The organism is Serratia sp. BNK-33-b (assembly GCF_048684565.1).
Lineage (GTDB): Bacteria > Pseudomonadota > Gammaproteobacteria > Enterobacterales > Enterobacteriaceae > Serratia > Serratia marcescens.
In genome coordinates, this window is the sequence record NZ_JBLQTZ010000001.1 from 2,926,566 (window position 1) to 2,946,178 (window position 19,613).

The window sequence follows — 19,613 nt, forward strand, 5'->3', positions numbered from 1 at the left end:
ATAAAAAAGGGAGGCTTCGCCTCCCTTGATAACTCCCCTGCCTGAATCAATGATTACGGATGTATTCGTCCATATCGGTTTTCAGGTTGTCGGACTTGGTGCCGAAGATGGCCTGTACGCCGGAGCCAGCGACGACTACGCCGGCTGCGCCCAGTTTCTTCAGGCCCGCCTGGTCGACTTTGGACACGTCGGCCACGCTGACGCGCAGACGGGTGATGCAAGCATCCAGGTTAGTGATGTTTTCTTTACCGCCGAAGGCCTGAACCAGCGCCGCGGACATTTCGGAACCGCCCTGCGCAGTCTGCTCGGCAGCGGTGTCTTCACGGCCAGGGGTTTTCAGATCCAGCTTGGCGATCAGCACGCGGAAGATGGTGTAGTACACCAGACCGTAGACGATGCCGACGATTGGGAACAGCCAGATTTTGCTGCTGTTGCCGCTCAGTACGATAAAGTCGATCAGGCCGTGCGAGAAGCTGGTGCCGTCACGCATGCCCAACAGGATGCAGATTGGGAACGCCAGACCGGCCAGGATAGCGTGGATCACGTACAGGATCGGCGCGACGAACATGAAGGAGAACTCGATCGGCTCGGTGATACCGGTCAGGAACGAGGTCAGCGCGGCGGAGATCATGATACCGCCGACTTTCGCGCGGTTTTCCGGCTTGGCCGAGTGCCAGATGGCGATGGCCGCAGCAGGCAGACCATACATTTTGAACAGGAAGCCGCCGGACAGTTTGCCCGCGGTTGGGTCACCCGCCATGTAGCGAGGGATGTCGCCGTGGAACACCTGGCCCGCCGCGTTGGTGAATTCACCGATTTGCATTTGGAACGGCACGTTCCAGATGTGGTGCAGACCGAACGGCACCAGAGCACGCTCAACCACGCCGTAAATGCCGAAGGCCACGACCGGGTTCTGATAAGCCGCCCACTGCGAGAAGGTCTGGATAGCCGTACCGATCGGCGGCCAGATGAAGGACAGCACTACGCCCAGAACGATCGCCGCCAGACCGGAAATGATCGGCACGAAACGCTTACCGGCAAAGAAGCCCAAGTATTCCGGCAGTTGAATGCGGAAGAAGCGGTTGAACATATAGGCCGCGATGGCGCCGGAGATAATCCCCCCGAGCACGCCGGTATCCGCCAGGTGTTTGGCCGCAATTTCTTCAGCCGGCAGGTGCAGCACCAGCGGCGCAACCACCGCCATGGTTTTCACCATAATGCCGTAAGCCACCACCGCCGCCAGCGCGGAAACGCCGTCGTTGTTGGTGAAGCCCAGAGCGACGCCGATGGCGAAAATCAGCGGCATATTGGCGAAGACCGAACCGCCCGCTTCCGCCATCACGTGGGAGACTACCGCAGGTAGCCAGCTAAAGTTGGCGGAGCCGACGCCCAGCAGGATACCTGCGATAGGCAACACGGACACCGGCAGCATGAGCGATTTACCTACTTTTTGCAGGTTTGCAAATGCGTTCTTGAACATAGTTGAGTGTGCTCCTGAGTAATAATGCTTTGCTACTTCTTGTCGCGATGATTCGCGCTGCAAGGGGGGAGAAAAACCCCTGCAATTCAGGGTGTCTGAGCACCCCTTGAATTTATTACGCAGAGTAAAATAAATAGCCTGCGCAATGTTTGATGACAATCACGTTTCGATGATCGAGCCGCGCAACTTTGCAAAAATCGGCGTTTTTTTGGCAAAACAGAGCAAAAAACGCGCGCCAACCACCTTGAAACGGGAGGGAACCTTACCCGTTTCAGTGATTAATTACGAGCTTAAAAAAAATTACGCAGACAATGACCTACAGCTATAGCCTAGGTCAAAGATCACAGTTCGAGGTGAAATAAGCGTGAAAAGTTGGCGGTGGTGGCTTCGGCCAGTTGTTCCAGGCTAACGCCCTTCAATACCGCCATGTATTCAGCCACATCACGCACATAGGCGGGTTGGTTTTCTTTGCCGCGATGCGGCACCGGCGCCAGGTACGGCGAGTCGGTTTCCACCAAAATGCGATCCAGCGGCACATAACGCGCCACTTCGCGCAGCTGTTCGGCATTGCGGAAGGTGACGATACCGGAGAAAGAGATGTAGAAGCCCAGATCCAACAGGGCTTCGGCCGTGGCCAGATCTTCGGTGAAGCAGTGCAGCACGCCGCCGCAGTCCTGTGCATTCTCTTCACGCAGGATCGCCAGCGTGTCCGCGCGCGCATCGCGGGTGTGGACGATCACCGGCTTGTTCAGATCCCGGCCAATGCGGATATGTTCGCGGAAAGAGTCCTGCTGCAGCTCAAGGTTGTCTTTCTGGTAGAAGTAATCGAGCCCGGTCTCTCCCAGCGCCACCACCTGCTCCGCCGCCGCCAGGCGACGCAGTTCGGCGTAATCATAACCCTCTTCCAGATTGAGCGGATGCACCCCGCACGAGAAGGCCACGTCGTTGCGCTCGCCGATCAGTTCGGTCATGGAACGGTAACCCGGCAACGTGGTGGCGACCGCCAGCACATAGCCGACGTCGCGCGCTTTGGCCTTGGCCAGCGCGTCGTCCACATTCTGGTGCAGCGTCTGATAATCCAGACTGTCAAGGTGGCAATGAGAATCGACTAACAACATAATGTTTAACTCTTTAACTTTACAACGAGTGAGGGTGGGAATAGCCGGCGGCGCCAAGCATCTGTTCCCAGCGAAGTAACTGTTCGGTCAGCAGCAGCTCGCGGTTGACGCCCACCACGCTGAGCAGCTGATGGCGGCAGTTCAACCACTGCTGCACGATCTGTTGCAGCGAGGCGCTGCTCAGCAGGCTGGCCAACTGATGCACCAGCGGCTGCTGATCCTGATTCAATACATAGTGATGCGCGCCCTGCTGCCACTTCATGGCGTCCACCAGCAGCGCGCACAGCCAGTGCAGGCGCTCGGCGACGTCTTCATGGTTCAGCGCCGGCAGCAGCGACAGCATATCGCGCTGCGGCAGCGCGGCGCTCAAGGCGGCGCACAGCGCGCTGCGCTGCTGCCACTGCTGCGGCTGCAACAGCTGTTCGGCGGCCAGCGGCGCGCCGTCGTGCAGGCGCAGCGCCGTGAGGCGGTCCGTCTGAGAGCCGGCCGCCTGCCGGCTCAGCCACTGCAGGCTGAGTTGTTCATCCGGGCTGGCCAAATGCCAGTACAGGCAGCGGCTGCGCAACGTCGCCATCAGCCGCGACGGCTCACGGCAACCCAGCAGAAAATAGGTTTTCTCCGGCGGCTCTTCCAGCGTTTTCAACAGCGCGTTGGCCGCCGCCTCGGTCAGCTGTTCCGCCTGCGGCAGCCAAATCACCTTGGCGCCGCCCTGTTGAGCGTGAGCGTACAGCGTTTCAATCACCTGGCGAATCGGTTCGATACCCAGGCTGCTCTTGCCCTTTTCCGGCGCCAGCACATGATAATCCGGGTGGTTGCCCGCCAGCATCAGCCGGCAGCTGTGACACTCGCCACAGCTTTTTTCGCCGTTGCGCTGTTGGCAGATCAACCAGCGGCTCAAGCCGTAGGCCAGCGCATCGTCACCATTGCCCGCCGCCGCGTGCAGCAGCAGCGCATGATGGCCACGGCCCTCAGCGTACTGCCCAATCAGCTGGCGATAAGGGCCGTTCAGCCACGGGTACCAGTTCATTATGCGCCTTCCTGCTGCCGCAGCCAGTGGCCGACGCAGTCGCGGATCGCCGCGGTCACCTGCTCCAGCGGCTGGGCGGCGTCGACGGTGACGATGGTTTCATCCTGCGCCGCCAGCTCGAGATAGCGAGCGCGGGTGCGTTCGAAGAACGGCAGCGCCTCCTGTTCGATGCGATCCAACTGGCCGCGCGCCTGCGCGCGTTGCAGGCCGACCAGCGGCGGCAGATCGAGATAGACCGTCAAATCCGGGCGGAAATCCCCCAGCACGGTGTCGCGCAGCGAGGTCATCAACTGCGGATCCACACCGCGGCCGCCGCCCTGGTAAGCCTGTGAAGAGAGATCGTGGCGATCGCCCACCACCCAGGCGCCGCGCGCCAGGGCGGGTTTGATCACGGTTTCCACCAACTGCACGCGCGCAGCGTACAGCATCAAGACTTCGGCCTTGATGGTCGGCAATTCGCCGTCGATGCCGCGCTTGAACAGATCGCGCAGCTTCTCCGCCAGCGGCGTGCCGCCGGGTTCACGGGTGAAGACGATATCGTTGATGCCATGTTCACGCAGCACATTGACCACCGTATCGCGCGCGGTGGTTTTGCCCGCGCCTTCCAGCCCTTCAATTACAACGAATTTACTTTTCATTCTTTTCCTTTAACGCCTGACGGTACACGCGCACCGCCTGGTTATGGCTCGCCAGATTGGTGGTGAAGGTATGCCCACCCTTGCCGTCGGCGACAAAATAGAGATATGGCGTTTTGGCCGGATTGGCGGCCGCCTGCAACGAGGCCTCACCCGGCATGGCGATCGGCGTTGGCGGCAGGCCGGCGATCACATAGGTGTTGTAAGGCGTCGGCGTCTCCAGATCCTTGCGCGTGATGTTGCCATTATAGCTTTCGCCCATGCCGTAGATCACCGTCGGATCGGTCTGCAGACGCATGCCGATGCGCAAGCGGTTGACGAACACCGACGCCACCTTGCTGCGCTCTTCCGGCACGGCGGTCTCTTTCTCGACGATCGAAGCCATGGTCAGCAGCTCTTCCGGCTTTTTGTACGGCAGGCTGGTGTCGCGGCCGGCCCAAGCGGCCTGCAGCGCTTTGTTCATGCGCACATGCGCGCGTTTGAGCAGCGCGATGTCGCTCATGCCGGCGGTATACTGATAGGTATCCGGGTACAAATGTCCTTCCGGGGTTTCTCCCGCAGGAATGCCGAGCGCAGCGGCGATCTCCGCTTCGCTCTTGCCCGCCAGGGTGTGTTTCAGGTATTTGGACTGCTGCAACACCTGCTGCCAGTCACGCAGGCGTGAGCCTTCGATAAAGCGTGCGGTGAACTGCGCCTCTTTGCCGCTGGCCAACAGTTTCAGCATCTGGCGCACCGTCATGCCCGGCGTGAACCGGTAGGTACCGGCTTTAAATTCCGCCAGCTCCGGCTCCAGCTTCAGCAGCCACTGGAACCAGCGGCCATTGTGCACCAATTTATCGCGCACCAGTAACCCTTCGAGCGCTACCCGGCCAGTGCCGGCCGGCAGTTTGAAGATGGTTTCTTGTTGGATAGCCAGTGGCGTATCGGCAAAGCGTTCGATCTTCTGGTAGCCCCAAAACAACAGCGCCAATACCAGAACAACAATAACAGACAGGACCTTCAGCTTTCTTTTCTTCATCAATTAGCCATGGTTAACAGTGTGGACGCAAAAAATCATACAGCTGACGTGAAGCATAACGCCATGATTGCGCAGCGTTTACCGGCAGCAACGGCATTAGCGCATTGCTCACCAGGACTTCGTCGGCATCGGCCAGCGTATCCAGCGGTTCACTGACGCAGTGCAGACGGTATTCCGAGCCCGCCAGCAGCGCGATCACTCGCCGCCGCATGAGGCCCGCGACGCCCGCCTGGCTCAGATCCGGGGTAAATACCGCTTTTCCCTTACGCCAGAACAAATTAGCCGCACAGCATTCCACCAGCATACCGGCAGTGTCAAGCACCAGCGCCTCGTCGGCGGCCGTCTGGTCAAGATGCGCGCGGATCAGCACCTGCTCCAGGCGGTTCAAATGCTTCAACCCCGCCAGCAGCGGATTGCGCGCCAGCGCCACCGGGCTGAGCGCAAGCGTAATGCCCTGCTCGCGCCACTGCAAATAGTGCGCAGGGTAGCTGCTGCGGGCCACGATGCGCGTCGGGTTTTCGCACCCGGTCGGGCTGTAACCCCGCCCGCCGCTGCCGCGCGTCAGTATCGCTTTGACCACGCCGAGCGGAATTGATTCGGCCGCCTGCGCCATCTCGCGCTCGAAAGCCGGCCAATCGGTGGAGGGCAGCATCAGCCGCTGCGCCGCTTGCTGCAGCCGCTCCAGATGCCAGGGCAGCAGCTCGATTTTACCGTCGATAACCCGGGCAGTCGTAAAACAGCCATCGCCGAACTGCAGGCCGCGATCGCTCGGCGCCAGCGCATCGTGGCGTTGTCCGTTAATCCAGTACATGCTTCCTCCTGTTGCCGGGTGATATCATTACGCTCGCAGAATAGCAGGCGGCGAGGCAATACGCAGCCCTGCTGACGGCCGGACGCCAGGCGTAAAAAAGCCCGGTTAAAAAACCGGGCTTTTCATCAGCGTTCAACAGCGCAAGTTACACTCGGCGGAAGATCAGCGAGCCGTTGGTGCCGCCGAAGCCGAAGGAGTTACACAGGGTGTACTCCATATCGCTGACCTGGCGCGCTTCGTGGGGCACGAAGTCCAGATCGCAACCTTCATCCGGGTTATCCAGGTTGATGGTTGGCGGTACCGCCTGATCGCGCAGCGCCAGCACGGTGAAGATAGACTCGATCGCGCCCGCCGCGCCCAACAGGTGGCCGGTCATCGATTTGGTCGAGCTCACCAGCACGCGCTCTGCATCGGCGCCGAACACGGATTTCACCGCCTGCGCTTCCGCCTGGTCGCCCGCCGGCGTAGAGGTGCCGTGTGCGTTGATGTAACCGATTTGTGACGGGGTCACACCGGCGTCAAGCAGGGCATTTTCCATCGCCAACGCAGCGCCAGCGCCGTTTTCTGGTGGTGACGTCATGTGATAAGCGTCGCTGCTCATCCCAAAGCCAACCACTTCGGCGTAGATTTTCGCGCCGCGTTTTTTCGCATGTTCGTACTCTTCGAGCACCATCATGCCGGCGCCGTCGCCCAGCACGAAGCCGTCGCGGTCTTTATCCCACGGACGGCTCGCCGCCTGCGGGTTGTCATTACGGGTGGACAGGGCGCGCGCTGCGCCAAAGCCGCCGACGCCCAATGGGGTGCTGGCTTTCTCTGCCCCACCGGCCAGCATCACGTCCGCATCATTGTAGGCAATGATGCGCGCCGCATGGCCGATGTTGTGCACACCTGAAGTACAGGCGGTGGCGATGGAAATGCTTGGGCCACGCATGCCGTACATGATTGTCAGGTGGCCTGCAATCATATTCACGATGGTGGATGGCACGAAGAACGGACTGATTTTCCGTGGGCCACCGTTAACCAGTGAACTGTGGTTTTCTTCGATCAAACCCAGGCCGCCGATGCCGGAACCGATCGCGGCTCCAATGCGGGTGGCGTTAGCCTCGGTGATGTCCAGGCCAGCATCCTGCATGGCTTGCATGCCGGCAGCGATACCGTACTGGATAAAGGCGTCCATCTTGCGCGCATCTTTGCGAGAGATGAAATCCTCAGAATTAAAATTCTTTACCAGGCCAGCAAACTTGGTCGCATAGGCAGTGGTATCGAAATGGTCGATCAGGCTGATGCCACTCTGACCGGCAAGAAGAGCGTTCCACGTGGACTCTACCGTATTGCCGACAGGAGACAACATGCCCAGTCCGGTCACAACTACTCGACGCTTAGACACGTTTGTCCTCCAGGGAGGGAAAAATATGACACTAGGGATAGAAAAAACTTAGGCGGTCGAACGACCGCCTAGATATGTTCTCTTACTGCTGGCTAGCGTTGATGAAATCAATAGCTGCCTGAACAGTAGTGATCTTCTCAGCTTCTTCGTCTGGAATCTCGGTGTCGAATTCTTCTTCCAGTGCCATTACCAGCTCAACGGTGTCAAGAGAATCAGCGCCCAGATCTTCAACGAAAGAAGCGTTGTTCAAAACTTCTTCCTGTTTAACACCCAGTTGCTCAACAATGATTTTCTTAACGCGTTCTTCGATAGTGCTCATACTCTTAAATTTCCTATCAAAACTCGCTTTCGCGATGGTTTTCGTAGTGTATAAAATGCTGAAAAAGATGCAACTAAATCCCGGCTGGTCAAACCACGATTTTACGCTATTTTGCGGTTTTTGCCTCAAATAACGCAAATGGTTTTCACATTTTTTAAATCATGTACATGCCGCCATTGACATGTAACGTTTCACCGGTGATATAGCCGGCCTCATCAGAGGCCAAAAATGCAACAGCGCTGGCGATTTCTTTAGCATCGCCCAGCCGGTTGGCTGGAACTGATGACAAAATGCCTGCGCGTTGATCATCTGTCAACGCCCGTGTCATGTCCGTCTCAATAAAGCCAGGTGCCACGACGTTGACCGTAATGCCACGCGAAGCAACTTCACGTGCCAAAGATTTGCTAAAACCAATCAGACCGGCTTTAGCCGCCGCGTAGTTCGCCTGCCCTGCGTTCCCCATGGTGCCGACAACGGAACCGATGGTGATGATACGGCCAAACCGCTTTTTCATCATAGCGCGCATTACCGCTTTTGACAGGCGGAATACGGAAGTCAGGTTAGTGTCGAGGATATCCTCCCACTCATCATCCTTCATACGCATCAGCAGGTTATCACGCGTGATGCCGGCATTATTCACTAAAATGTCGATTTCGCCAAATTCGGCGCGAATCGATGCCAGCACGCTGTCGATAGATTGCGCATCAACAACGTTCAACATAAACCCTTTGCCGTTTGCGCCCAGGTAGCTGCTGATCGCTTCAGCGCCGCTCTCGCTGGTTGCGGTGCCGATCACTTTGGCGCCGCGTGCTACAAACGTTTCTGCAATGGCTCGGCCAATACCGCGGCTCGCGCCGGTGACCAGAACGATTTTACCTTCGAAGCTCATCATTTTCCTCTTTATTGTTCAAGCGCCGCCGACAGGCTGGCGGTGTCGTTCACCGCCGCAGCCGTCAGGGTGTCAACAATACGTTTAGTCAGACCGGTCAGCACTTTGCCCGGCCCCACTTCCAGCAGCGACGTCACTCCCTGTGCTGCGATAAATTCTACGCTCTCGGTCCAACGCACCGGGCTGTACAGCTGACGCACCAGCGCGCTGCGGATCGCTTCAGGATCGTTTTCGATGCGCACGTCGACGTTATTCACCACCGGCACCTGCGGCGCGTTGAAAGTGATGTCCTGCAGCGCTACGGCCAGCTTGTCGGCGGCCGGCTTCATCAGCGCGCAGTGCGAAGGCACGCTCACCGGCAGCGGCAGCGCACGTTTGGCGCCGGCGGCTTTGCAGGCGGCGCCCGCACGTTCAACCGCGTCTTTGTTGCCGGCGATGACCACCTGGCCCGGCGAGTTGAAGTTGACCGGAGAAACCACCTGCCCCTGAGCGGACTCTTCGCACGCCTTGGCGATCGCGTCGTTGTCCAGACCGATGATGGCGTACATCGCGCCGGTGCCTTCCGGCACCGCTTCCTGCATCAGCTTGCCGCGCAGTTCGACCAGACGGATCGCCGCCTTGAAGTCCAGCACGCCGGCGCAGACCAGCGCCGAGTACTCGCCCAGGCTGTGGCCAGCCATCAGCGCAGGCGCTTTACCGCCCTGCTGCTGCCACACGCGGAAAATCGCCACCGAAGCGGCCAGCAGAGCCGGTTGGGTCTGCCAGGTTTTGTTCAGTTCTTCCGCCGGACCTTGCTGCACCAGCAGCCACAGGTCGTAACCCAGGGCGGAAGAAGCCTCGCCGAAGGTTTCTTCGACGATCGGGAACTGTGCGGCCAACTCGGCCAGCATGCCAACGGTCTGCGACCCCTGGCCCGGGAAAACAAAAGCAAATTGCGTCATTTTTTCTTCCTGTCCAAATCAGAAACGAACCAGCGCCGAGCCCCAGGTAAAGCCGCCGCCGAAGGCTTCCAACAGCACCAGTTGACCACGCTGAATTCGCCCGTCGCGCACGGCTTCGTCCAGTGCGGAAGGCACCGAGGCGGCAGAGGTGTTGCCGTGACGATCGAGCGTCACCACCACTTTGTCCATCCCCATGCCCAGTTTTTTCGCCGTTGCGCTGATGATGCGCAGGTTGGCCTGGTGCGGCACCAGCCAATCCAGCTCGCTGCGGTCCATGTTGTTGGCCTGCAACGTCTCGTCGACGATGCGCGCCAGTTCGGTGACCGCAACCTTGAAGACTTCGTTGCCCGCCATGGTGACATAGGCCGGCTTGTCTTGATTCTGGCGATCCTTGTACGGCAGCGTCAGCAGGTTGCCGTAGCTGCCGTCGGCATGCAGATGGGTAGACAGAATGCCCGGCTCTTCAGACGCCCCAAGCACCACCGCACCCGCGCCATCGCCAAACAGGATGATGGTGCCGCGATCTTCAGGATCGAGCGTGCGCGACAAGACGTCCGCGCCGATAACCAGCGCATGTTTGACCGCGCCGTTTTTCACGTACTGATCGGCCACGCTGAGCGCATAAGTAAAGCCGGCGCAGGCCGCAGCCAGATCGAACGCCGCGCAGTCTTTGATGCCCAGCATTTGCTGCACCAGGCACGCCGCGCTCGGGAACGCGTGAGTGGTCGTGGTGGTCGCCACGATGATAAGCCCAATGTCTTCTTTAGCCACACCTGCCATTTCCAGCGCGTTCTCAGCGGCCTGGAAGCTCATCGTCGCAACGGTTTCATCCGCAGCGGCGATGCGACGTTCGCGGATACCGGTACGCGTGACGATCCATTCGTCAGAGGTATCCACCATTTTTTCCAAATCAGCATTGGTGCGCACTTGTACGGGCAAATAACTCCCCGTACCGAGAATCTTTGTATACATGTACGATCAGTCACTCTTAGGTAATACAGCCTCAAGGCGCGCAGCAATCCTTTCCGGGACTTGCCGCTGCACCGCCTGCACAGCCTGTTCGATTGCGACTGCAAACGCGTGAGGGTTCGCAGCGCCGTGGCTCTTGACTACGGTGCTGCGCAATCCTAACAGACATGCGCCATTATACTGGTCGGGGTTCAGGTGGCCGAACCGCTTAACCACCCGTTTTTGCAACCAACGGCCCAACAATTTCAACCACCACGCTCGCTTGTTTCCGTCGCCGGACGATTTCAACAGCGATAAGAACACCCTGACCACCCCTTCCATGGTTTTCAGGGTGACGTTGCCCACGAAGCCATCGCAAACCAACACGTCGGTCTTGCCGGTGAGCAGTTCGTTTCCTTCCAGGTAACCAATATAGTTGATTGCCGGAGTATTTTTTAGCACAGCGGCCGCTTCGCGGATATTATCCAGGCCTTTGGTCTCTTCTTCGCCAATATTCAGCAGCGCCACCCGCGCTTGCGCAATGCCGATCACCTCTTCCGCCATCACCGCCCCCATCACGGCAAACTGCACCAGCATGGTGCTGTCGCACTCGACGTTGGCGCCGAGATCCAGCACCACGGTTTTGCTGCGTTGCTGATTCGGGATCGCCGTCATCAGCGCCGGGCGCTCGATGCCTTCCAGCGGCTTGACCAACAGCTTCGCCAATCCCATCAGCGCACCGGTATTGCCGGCGCTGACGCACCCCTGCGCGTTTCCGCTGCTGAGCTGCTCGAGCGCAATGCGCATCGACGTGCCGCGGCTGGCGCGTATCGCTTGTGAAGGTTTGGCGTCGCCGGCGATCACGGACTCGGCGGGCACGACTTGCAGACGCTCCAGAAGAACCGGATCGGCGTGGGCAAGCAAGGGAGAGATGACGTCGGGATTGCCGACCAGCAGGAGATGAAGCTGTAAATTAGAGGCCAGTGCCTGCAACGAAGCAGGCACTGTGACGCAGGGACCGAAGTCCCCGCCCATTGCATCTAACGCCAGGGTTAGACGAGTCAAGGTATCGCTACTTAGCCGATAACCTTGCGACCGCGGTAGAAACCGTCGGCAGTGATGTGGTGACGACGGTGAGTTTCACCGGATACTTTGTCTACAGACAGAGTAGTCGTGGTCAGAGCATCGTGAGAACGACGCATGCCACGCTTGGAACGGGTTGGTTTATTCTGTTGTACGGCCATGGACCTTACTCCTCAATTACTTACGCTTTAAACTGGCTAATACGGCAAACGGATTCGGTTTCTCCGCCTCAGGAGGCAGTTGGCCAAATACCATGTCCGCTTCGGACACTTCACAGTGTTCAGATTCATGTACCGGAACGACAGGCAGTGAAAGAATAATTTCGTCTTCAATCATTGCCAACAGATCGACTTCGCCAAACTCGTCAACTTCGATCGGTTCGTACGCTTCCGGTAATGCCTCAGCCTGCTCATCATTGACGACCGGGCTAAAACAATATGTTGTGTGAACCTGATGTTCGAACGGGACTCCACAGCGTTGGCACATCAACGTTACCGTGACGTCCGCATGCCCTGTTATCACCGCGAGGCGTTGATTGTCGATATTAAACGACAACGACACCTCGACATCACTGTCCACACTGACCACGGAGTCGGCAACACGAGTAACCTGCTCAGGCGCATAGACACCAGCATAGTCCAGGCGTTTCTGAGCGGTACGTACCGCATCAATGGTCAAGGGTAATTTTACCTTTTGCATAGGGCGCGCATATTAACTTTGTAACGACATAGAGTCAAAGAAAAAGGCCGTAAAACGGCTCCTTTCACCAATATTCGCTTCCACAGCGGCCGACAGTTTAAAATGCCGTACCCATTTACGCTACGGTTTGCGAAAAAAATTATGCAGAGATTGCTTTTAGCCTCCACCTCCCCCTATCGAAAAATGCTGCTGGAGAAGCTGCAGCTGCCGTTCGACTGCGCCGCGCCGGAAGTGGATGAAACCCCCTTGCCCGGCGAAAGCGCGGAAGCGCTGGTGCTGCGCCTGGCGGCGGCGAAGGCTCAGGCGTTGGCCCTCGCCTATCCCGAGCATCTGATCATCGGCTCCGATCAGGTCTGCGTGATCGATGGCAACATCACCGGCAAGCCCCATACCGAGGAAAACGCCCGGGCGCAGCTGCGGCAGGCCAGTGGCCAAGCCGTGACTTTCTATACCGGCCTGGCGCTGTACAACGGCCGCAGCAAGCAGCTGCAAGCTTTGTGCGAGCCGTTTCACGTGCATTTTCGCGCGCTGAGCGAAGCGGAGATAGCCGCCTATGTACGTCTGGAGCAACCGCTGAACTGCGCAGGCAGTTTCAAGAGCGAGGGATTGGGGATCGCGCTGTTCGACAGGCTGGAAGGCCGGGATCCGAACGCCCTGATCGGCCTGCCGTTGATCGCGCTGTTGGAGATGTTGCGGGCTGAAGGCATCAACCCGCAGGGGTGACGCAGATTACTTGGCCGCCTGCCGGCGCAGCACCTGCAGACAGTGGCGCAGTTCTTCGTCCATCGGCGCTTCGATGCGCATCGTTTCGCCGGTGGCCGGATGCTCGAAGCGCAGCGCAGCGGCGTGCAGGAATAGCCGCTTCAGGCCGGTACCCGCCAGTTGGCGATCGAACTCGCGGTCGCCATAGCGGTCGTCAAAGGCGATCGGGTGCCCGGCATGCAGAGTGTGCACGCGGATCTGGTGGGTACGCCCGGTGATTGGGCTAGCCTTCACCAGGGTGGCGAATTCGTAACGCTCTTCCACCTTGAAGCGGGTTTCCGAAGGCTTGCCTTCGCTGTTGACGCGCACGATGCGTTCACCGCTTTGCAAAATATTTTTCAGCAGCGGCGCCTGTACGGCCTTGCAGTGCGATTGCCATTGGCCGCGCACCAGCGCCAGATAATCTTTCTGCATGCCTTTCAGCCGCAGTTGCTCATGCAGCGAACGCAGCGCGGAACGCTTCTTGGCCACCAACAGCACGCCGGAGGTATCGCGATCGAGCCGGTGCACCAGTTCAAGGAAACGAGCCTCCGGGCGCAACGCGCGCAGCCCTTCGATCACGCCGAAGCTCAGGCCGCTGCCGCCGTGCACTGCGGTGCCGGAAGGCTTGTTGAGGATCAGCAGGTGGTCGTCTTCATACAAAATACAGTCGGCCAGCGCGGCCACCTTATCCAGCTTGGCCGACACCGGCGTCTCTTCGCGCTCGGCCACCCGCACCGGCGGCACGCGCACCACGTCGCCAGCCGCCAATTTGTATTCAACCTTGATGCGCCCTTTATTGACCCGCACCTCGCCTTTACGCACGATGCGATAAATCATGCTCTTCGGCACGCCTTTCAGGCGAGCGAGCAGAAAGTTGTCGATTCTCTGACCGGCTTCGTCGTCGGAAATCGTGATGAATTGTACTGCTGGATTGTTCGTTTTCATGGTGCGGGATTCTAAATAGAGCGCGTGAATAGCGCCACATCTTTTTCTGTGCTTAACTGTCTCTCTGACGGCGGGCGAAACCCCAGCGGACAATAAGGCAGCAAGCCGATTTGAACGTTTGCGATTTCTTCCGCAGTTAAGGAAAAGTCACCTTGCTATAACGGCATCAGCAGTGGAATAATGCAGTCACTTTCCGCGTTGATTCTCGTTAAACAGGGAAAACGGTGGAATTATAAAATTTGTCTGATCGCGCAAAAACGCAGCAATGGCGTAAGACGTAATGCGAAATCAAACAATTAGCGGGCTGCGGGTTGCAGCTTGGCCGGCAAATGGAATCAGATCTGTCGACGTAAATCAGAGGCTATTCCCCTAGTAAAAGTGCTGTCTTTCACAAAGAAAAGCAGGCTTACCGAGATAATGCGCCCCTATGCAGGCGACAACCGTGAGGTTGACGACTTTGCGAGAAGACACGGGGCTTTCGGTTTAACTCCGGCCATGAGGTTATTTTGCCCGCAGCTTTGTCGATAATGTAAAAATAACGAGTAAGTTAAGATGAAAAGAATGTTGATTAACGCAACTCAGCAGGAAGAGTTGCGTGTTGCCCTCGTAGATGGACAGCGGCTGTATGATTTGGATATTGAAAGTCCGGGTCATGAGCAGAAAAAAGCGAATATTTACAAAGGCAAAATCACCCGCATTGAACCAAGTCTTGAAGCAGCGTTCGTGGACTACGGCGCAGAACGACATGGTTTCCTCCCCCTTAAAGAAATCGCCCGCGAATACTTCCCTAGCAATTACTCTTCCCATGGTCGCCCGAACATCAAAGATGTGCTGCGCGAAGGCCAGGAAGTCATCGTTCAGGTAGACAAAGAAGAACGTGGCAACAAAGGCGCCGCCTTGACCACCTTCATCAGTCTGGCGGGCAGTTATCTGGTGCTGATGCCGAACAACCCGCGCGCCGGCGGTATTTCTCGCCGCATCGAGGGCGACGATCGCACAGAGCTGAAAGAAGCGCTCTCTTCGCTGCAACTGCCGGACGGCATGGGCCTGATCGTTCGCACCGCGGGCGTAGGCAAATCCGCCGACGCGCTGCAGTGGGATCTCTCCTTCCGCCTGAAGCACTGGGAAGCGATTAAAAAAGCCGCCGAAGGCCGCTCTGCGCCGTTCCTGATCCACCAGGAAAGCAACGTTATCGTGCGCGCCTTCCGCGATTACCTGCGCCCGGACATCGGCGAAATCCTGATCGACAACCCGAAAATTCTCGATCTGGCCAAAGAGCACATCGCTGCGCTGGGCCGCCCGGATTTCAGCAGCAAAATCAAACTGTACAGCGGTGAAATTCCTCTGTTCAGCCACTATCAGATCGAATCGCAGATCGAATCCGCCTTCCAGCGCGAAGTGCGCCTGCCGTCCGGCGGCTCGATCGTCATCGACAGCACCGAAGCGCTGACCGCCATCGACATCAACTCCGCGCGTGCAACCCGCGGCGGCGACATCGAAGAGACGGCGTTCAACACCAACCTGGAAGCGGCGGACGAGATCGCTCGCCAGCTGCGCCTGCGCGACCTCGGCGGCCTGATCGTCATCGACTTCATCGACATGACGCCGGTTCGCCACCAGCGCGAAGTGGAAAACCGCCTGCGTGACGCCGTGCGCCAAGACCGCGCGCGCATCCAAATCGGCCGCATCTCCCGCTTCGGCCTGCTGGAAATGTCGCGTCAGCGCCTCAGCCCGTCGCTGGGCGAGTCCAGCCATCACGTGTGCCCACGCTGTAACGGCACCGGCACCATTCGCGACAACGAATCGCTGGCGCTGTCCATTCTGCGCCTGATCGAAGAAGAAGCGCTGAAGGAAAACACCAAAGAAGTTCACGCTATCGTGCCGGTTCAGGTCGCTTCGTACCTGTTGAACGAAAAGCGCGAATCCGTCAGCGCGATCGAAAAACGTCAGGGTGGCGTGAAAGCCGTCATCGTGCCGAACGATGAAATGCAAACCCCGCACTACTCGGTGCTGCGCGTGCGCAAGGGCGAGGAAACCTCTACCCTCAGCTACCTGCTGCCGAAGCTGCACGAAGAAGACATGGAGCGCCCGCTGGAAGACGCGCCGATGGAGCGCAAGCGTCCGGAGCAACCGGCCCTGGCTTCCTTCTCGCTGTCCGCCGATGCGCCGCCGCCGGCTGAAGAACCCGTCTCCGTGGCCAAGCCTGCCGCTGCAGCCGCCAAGGCGAAAGCCGCAGCGCCGGCCGCCGCCAAGCCGGGCTTCCTGGGTCGCCTGTTCGGTGGTCTGAAGAACTTGTTCGCCGGTGAAGAGCAACCTGCCGTCGAAGAAGCCAAACCAGCCGAAGCGCCGAAGGCGGAAAGCAACGGTGAAAACCGTCGTCAGGATCGTCGCGGTCAGCGCCGTCAAGGCACCGGCCGTAAAGAGCGCGGTGAGCGTAGCGACCGTGGCGATCGTCCGGAACGCGGCGAGCGTAAAGAGCGCGGTGAAGGCCGTGACAATCGCGAGCGCGACAACCGTGAACCGCGTGAGAACCGTGAAGGCCGTGAATCGCGTGAGTCCCGCGATGAGCAGCGCCGTAACCGCCGCAACCAGCAGCAGAACGCGCCGGTAGCGGAGGAAACCGCTTCAGAAGAAGGCGCTAAAGCGCCGCGCGAAGATCAGCAGCAACGCCGTGAGCAGCGCGCTGAACGCCAGCGTCGCCGTCAGGAAGAGAAACGTCAGGCTCAGCAGGAAGTGAAAGCGCTGGAAAGCGTTGAAGCGGTCGAGAGCACCGACGAAGAACAGGAAGAACGCCAGCAGCAGAACATGCAGCGCCGTCAGCGCCGCACGCTGACGCAGAAAGTGCGTATCCTGTCTGCCGAAGAAGAGCTGCAGCGCGCAGCGGAAGAGCTGTTGGCGCCGAAAGCGCCGGTAGCGAAAGCCGAAGACGCGCAACCGACCGCCGACGACAGCGTCAAGCTGCTGCCGGAAACCGTTGCCGCACAGCCGGAAGACGATGCCCAGGGCGAAAGCCGCGGCAACGGCGAAGGCATGCCGCGCCGTTCCCGCCGTTCACCGCGCCACCTGCGCGTCAGTGGCCAGCGCCGCCGTCGTTACCGCGATGAACGTTACCCGCTGCAATCTCCAATGCCGCTGGCGGGCGCGTTCGCTTCGCCGGAAATGGCATCGGGCAAAGTCTGGGTAAGCTACCCGGTCGCTCAGGTTGAAGAAGCCGAAGTGCAGACCGAAGCCGTAGAACAGGCTGCGGCACCGGTTGTCGCTGCCGCGGTTGAACAGCACAACGTTGCCGTGGAAGAAACCCAGGTGGCGGCCAGCATCAACCCGCCTGCGCCAGAAGCCGCCGTTGAAACTGCTGCCGTTACCGTAACGGAAGAAGCTGCAGCCGTAGCGCCTGTCGTGGCTATCCCGGCCGAGGAAATCCCGGCGCCGGTGGAAACCGCCCCGGCAACTGTTGCAGTTGAACAGCCGAAAGCGGAAGAGACTGCCCCTGCAGTGGAAGCCGAGCCGGTAGCTGAAACCGTAGCTGTAGAGCCAGTGGTTGAACCTGCGCTAGCGGAAGACGAGCCTGTGGTCGAAACTGCACCGGTGGTGGAAGCCACGCCAGCGGAAGAAACGCCAATGGTAGAAGCCGCACCTGCGGCGGCAGCCGTGGAAGCCGCTCCGGTGGAAAAAGCCCCTGCGCCAGTGGTTGCTCAGCAGCCGGCGCCGGTGAAAGCCGTGCAGGACGCGCTGTACAAACACATCGCCACTGCGCCGATGACCAAAGCGCCTGCGCCGGCCTATGTGCCGGAAGAACGCAAGCACAGCGACTGGCAGCGCCCTTCCTTCAACTTTGAAGGCAAAGGCTCCGCAGGCGGCCATTCGGCGGTGAGCCAGGCGACCGCGCCGGCCACCAAACCGCAGCCGGTTAACGAATAAGTTAATCTGCAACCCTAAAAAAACCCGCCATCGGCGGGTTTTTTCTTGCCTGTAACGTCCTCAGGCGATCTTCTTCAGTTTTTTGATGTCCAGAACATCCAACTTGCCGTCAAGCCGGCTGACGAACTGCTGAAAATGCGCCGTCTCATTATGCTTATCCAGCGCTTCGCTGCTGGCCCAACGCTCAAAGAACACGAAAACGCCCGGTTTTTCCAGATCGCGATGCAAGTCATATTGCAGGTTGCCCAACTCCTGGCGGCTCGGCTCGATAATGTCGTGCACCGCTTCGCTGACGGCGGCTTCAAATCCCGCTTTCGCTTGCAGGGTGGCGATAACGCGTACTTCCATTGCTTTCTCCCTTTCCACTTGATGAAGGTCGACGGTATTGGCGTCGGCATCGTTGAAATCCCGGTTACTATGCGCCCGCCGCGCTATTGATTTCAACTTGTCGCCAACAAACAGATGCATCTGCGGCACTTTCCGCTTATCCTTACACCCCGGCGTGAATAAACCCATTATTCGCTTTTCATTAGACGTATTTGACCGCCGGAGCCTAGCTAGATGACCGCACAACCTCAAGTTCTGAAAATCCGCCGCCCAGACGACTGGCATATCCACCTGCGTGACGATGAAATGCTGAAAACGGTGGTGCCCTATACCAGTCAGGTATTTGGCCGGGCGATCGTGATGCCGAACCTGGTTCCGCCCGTAACGACCGTGGCCGCCGCGCGCGCCTACCGCGATCGCATTCTGGCGGCGGTTCCGCAGGGTCACAATTTCACTCCGCTGATGACCTGCTACCTGACCAACTCCCTGGCGGCCAGTGAACTGGTCAACGGCTTCGAACAAGGGGTGTTTACTGCCGCCAAGCTGTATCCGGCCAACGCCACCACCAACTCCAGCCACGGCGTCAGCGACGTGACCGGTATTTACCCGCTGTTCGAGCAGATGCAAAAAATCGGCATGCCATTGCTGATCCACGGCGAAGTGACCGATCCTTCCGTCGATATCTTCGACCGCGAGGCGCGCTTTATCGAGCAGGTGATGGAACCGATTCGCCAACAGTTCCCTGAGCTGAAGATCGTCTTCGAGCACATCACCACCAAAGAAGCGGCGCAATACGTGCAGGCAGGCAATCGTTTCCTCGGCGCCACCATCACGCCACAGCACCTGATGTTCAATCGCAACCACATGCTGGTCGGCGGCATTCGCCCGCACCTGTTCTGCCTGCCGATCCTCAAGCGCAATGTCCACCAGGAAGCGCTGCGTCAGGCGGTCGCCAGCGGCTCGGAGCGCTTCTTCCTTGGCACCGATTCCGCGCCGCACCTCAAGCATCGCAAAGAGTCCAGCTGCGGTTGCGCCGGCTGTTTCAACGCGCCGAATGCCATCCCGGCTTACGCAGCGGTCTTCGAACAGCTAGGCGCACTGGAGCACTTCGAAGCCTTCTGCTCGCTCAACGGCCCGCGCTTCTATGGCCTGCCGCTCAACGAAGACTTCATCGAACTGCAGCGCGTGCCAACCACCCAGCCGGAAGAGATTACCCTCGGCAATGAATCCGTGATCCCCTTCCTGGCGGGTGAAACCCTGAACTGGTCGCTGAAAGACTGATATTTTTGCTTCGCCCTCTTGCCCCCGCACTCGGTTAACTGTA

At 58.9% G+C, this 19,613-nt stretch carries 19 protein-coding genes; 3 read left to right on the forward strand and 16 right to left on the reverse strand.

Annotation, left to right across the window (positions count from 1 at the left end; translation table 11 throughout):
- Positions 1 to 46: 46 nt before the first annotated feature.
- From ptsG to yceD, 14 genes are all read right to left on the reverse strand, one after another.
- On the reverse strand, positions 47 to 1,480 hold the full coding sequence (gene ptsG / locus ACMGGK_RS14060) for a PTS glucose transporter subunit IIBC (RefSeq protein WP_016928184.1): 1,434 nt from the start codon (positions 1,478 to 1,480) through the stop codon (positions 47 to 49).
- Positions 1,481 to 1,821: 341 nt separating this feature from the next.
- On the reverse strand, positions 1,822 to 2,598 hold the full coding sequence (locus ACMGGK_RS14065; RefSeq protein WP_016928186.1) for a metal-dependent hydrolase: 777 nt from the start codon (positions 2,596 to 2,598) through the stop codon (positions 1,822 to 1,824).
- A gap of 19 nt (positions 2,599 to 2,617) precedes the next feature.
- Positions 2,618 to 3,625 carry a DNA polymerase III subunit delta' gene (gene holB, locus ACMGGK_RS14070; RefSeq protein WP_033640744.1) on the reverse strand — a complete coding sequence of 336 codons (1,008 nt, stop codon included), beginning with the start codon at positions 3,623 to 3,625 and terminating at the stop codon, positions 2,618 to 2,620.
- On the reverse strand, positions 3,625 to 4,263 hold the full coding sequence (gene tmk, locus ACMGGK_RS14075) for a dTMP kinase (protein ID WP_016928188.1): 639 nt from the start codon (positions 4,261 to 4,263) through the stop codon (positions 3,625 to 3,627). Before tmk ends, holB begins: the two co-directional genes overlap by 1 nt.
- Positions 4,253 to 5,278 (reverse strand): endolytic transglycosylase MltG, encoded by a 1,026-nt coding sequence (gene mltG / locus ACMGGK_RS14080; RefSeq protein ID WP_016928189.1) that lies wholly within the window; start codon positions 5,276 to 5,278, stop codon positions 4,253 to 4,255. The genes tmk and mltG overlap by 11 nt, the downstream gene beginning before the upstream one ends.
- A gap of 13 nt (positions 5,279 to 5,291) precedes the next feature.
- A complete protein-coding gene (gene pabC / locus ACMGGK_RS14085) occupies positions 5,292 to 6,089 on the reverse strand; it encodes an aminodeoxychorismate lyase (RefSeq protein WP_016928190.1) in 798 nt (265 codons plus the stop codon).
- A 145-nt stretch (positions 6,090 to 6,234) separates the two neighbouring features.
- Positions 6,235 to 7,476: a beta-ketoacyl-ACP synthase II gene (fabF, locus tag ACMGGK_RS14090; RefSeq protein ID WP_004928734.1), complete on the reverse strand. Its 1,242-nt coding sequence runs from the start codon at positions 7,474 to 7,476 to the stop codon at positions 6,235 to 6,237.
- 82 nt (positions 7,477 to 7,558) lie between these two features.
- Positions 7,559 to 7,795 carry an acyl carrier protein gene (gene acpP, locus ACMGGK_RS14095; protein ID WP_004719003.1) on the reverse strand — a complete coding sequence of 79 codons (237 nt, stop codon included), beginning with the start codon at positions 7,793 to 7,795 and terminating at the stop codon, positions 7,559 to 7,561.
- A 154-nt stretch (positions 7,796 to 7,949) separates the two neighbouring features.
- A complete protein-coding gene (gene fabG / locus ACMGGK_RS14100) occupies positions 7,950 to 8,684 on the reverse strand; it encodes a 3-oxoacyl-ACP reductase FabG (protein ID WP_016928193.1) in 735 nt (244 codons plus the stop codon).
- Positions 8,685 to 8,695: 11 nt separating this feature from the next.
- Positions 8,696 to 9,625 (reverse strand): ACP S-malonyltransferase, encoded by a 930-nt coding sequence (fabD, locus tag ACMGGK_RS14105; RefSeq protein ID WP_049300574.1) that lies wholly within the window; start codon positions 9,623 to 9,625, stop codon positions 8,696 to 8,698.
- An 18-nt stretch (positions 9,626 to 9,643) separates the two neighbouring features.
- Entirely contained in the window at positions 9,644 to 10,597 is a 954-nt protein-coding gene (locus tag ACMGGK_RS14110; protein ID WP_028128023.1) for a beta-ketoacyl-ACP synthase III, read from the reverse strand.
- Between the two features lie 6 nt (positions 10,598 to 10,603).
- The gene (gene plsX / locus ACMGGK_RS14115) at positions 10,604 to 11,638 is read right to left on the reverse strand and encodes a phosphate acyltransferase PlsX (RefSeq protein ID WP_420276978.1); all 1,035 of its coding nucleotides are present in this window, start codon (positions 11,636 to 11,638) and stop codon (positions 10,604 to 10,606) included.
- Between the two features lie 11 nt (positions 11,639 to 11,649).
- The gene (gene rpmF / locus ACMGGK_RS14120; protein WP_004927778.1) at positions 11,650 to 11,817 is read right to left on the reverse strand and encodes a 50S ribosomal protein L32; all 168 of its coding nucleotides are present in this window, start codon (positions 11,815 to 11,817) and stop codon (positions 11,650 to 11,652) included.
- 16 nt (positions 11,818 to 11,833) lie between these two features.
- On the reverse strand, positions 11,834 to 12,355 hold the full coding sequence (yceD, locus tag ACMGGK_RS14125; protein ID WP_004927780.1) for a 23S rRNA accumulation protein YceD: 522 nt from the start codon (positions 12,353 to 12,355) through the stop codon (positions 11,834 to 11,836).
- 141 nt (positions 12,356 to 12,496) lie between these two features.
- Here yceD and ACMGGK_RS14130 point away from each other — a divergent pair, with 141 nt between their 5' ends.
- Positions 12,497 to 13,078 carry a Maf family protein gene (locus ACMGGK_RS14130; RefSeq protein ID WP_420276979.1) on the forward strand — a complete coding sequence of 194 codons (582 nt, stop codon included), beginning with the start codon at positions 12,497 to 12,499 and terminating at the stop codon, positions 13,076 to 13,078.
- 6 nt (positions 13,079 to 13,084) lie between these two features.
- On the opposite strand, the gene rluC is transcribed toward ACMGGK_RS14130, so the two are convergent.
- Positions 13,085 to 14,044 carry a 23S rRNA pseudouridine(955/2504/2580) synthase RluC gene (gene rluC, locus ACMGGK_RS14135; RefSeq protein ID WP_015377448.1) on the reverse strand — a complete coding sequence of 320 codons (960 nt, stop codon included), beginning with the start codon at positions 14,042 to 14,044 and terminating at the stop codon, positions 13,085 to 13,087.
- Between the two features lie 552 nt (positions 14,045 to 14,596).
- Between rluC and rne the strand changes: the two genes are divergently transcribed.
- On the forward strand, positions 14,597 to 17,962 hold the full coding sequence (gene rne, locus ACMGGK_RS14140; RefSeq protein WP_420276980.1) for a ribonuclease E: 3,366 nt from the start codon (positions 14,597 to 14,599) through the stop codon (positions 17,960 to 17,962).
- A gap of 60 nt (positions 17,963 to 18,022) precedes the next feature.
- On the opposite strand, the gene ACMGGK_RS14145 is transcribed toward rne, so the two are convergent.
- Entirely contained in the window at positions 18,023 to 18,310 is a 288-nt protein-coding gene (locus tag ACMGGK_RS14145; protein ID WP_015377446.1) for a putative quinol monooxygenase, read from the reverse strand.
- Positions 18,311 to 18,523: 213 nt separating this feature from the next.
- Between ACMGGK_RS14145 and pyrC the strand changes: the two genes are divergently transcribed.
- Entirely contained in the window at positions 18,524 to 19,570 is a 1,047-nt protein-coding gene (pyrC, locus tag ACMGGK_RS14150; RefSeq protein WP_049300571.1) for a dihydroorotase, read from the forward strand.
- Positions 19,571 to 19,613 lie beyond the last annotated feature (43 nt).